General features: G+C 50.8%; 1 protein-coding gene. It reads left to right on the top strand.

The features are described 5' to 3' along the window. Positions 1 to 272: 272 nt before the first annotated feature. On the top strand, positions 273 to 616 hold a 344-nt coding region (locus J5X07_RS12745), incomplete at its 3' end, for a hypothetical protein (protein ID WP_208480051.1).

Genomic DNA, 616 nt, shown 5'->3' with positions numbered 1-616 from the left:
CCCGCCGGCGCAGCCATCGGCGGCGTCATTGGCGGAGTCGTTGGCGGAATAATCGGATCACAGGCAGGAGATTCGATCGCCAACACGGTTCTCAATTGGTTCTAGCAACATCACTATACGGGTAGAAAATATTCAGAAAAAGACATTGATGATCGATTGTCCTACAGTACGCCACTCGGCTTAGCGTGCAACAATGGGGGCGAGTAGAGCAGTTGTCCTGACAAGCCCCTCCGCAATAGTTATATCCATTAGATGTTGGGGGTAATCAACTAATGTCCAAGGATGTATTATATGGTATTTGTGCGCTTGTGATGGGCGTAGGGATGCTTATTAATTGGTGGTTCGAGATGTTTTCAGACTCCGGATACGCGGATCTTTGCCGATCGATAATGAAATCCTCCTTCGATCTAGGACGCAATACTATCGCGCTCATCGAACCAGCCGTAGGAGCATGTTTCTTCTTCGGGGGCGTCTTACTTTTAACTCCTAAGACCAGCCCCCTGATGTCACTCCTAGTACCAGCAGTTCTGTTCTTCCTGGCGGTCGCCGTCCTCGGCCTGCTTCCCATTCCTCTACCTAAGCCCATGTATCCAGAGTGGCAGATGGAGAAGCGCCG

This window comes from Actinomyces bowdenii, assembly GCF_017592395.1.
GTDB lineage: Bacteria > Actinomycetota > Actinomycetes > Actinomycetales > Actinomycetaceae > Actinomyces > Actinomyces bowdenii.
Note: the sequence above shows the minus strand (reverse complement) of the source record. Positions and strands in the feature narration are given on the sequence as shown.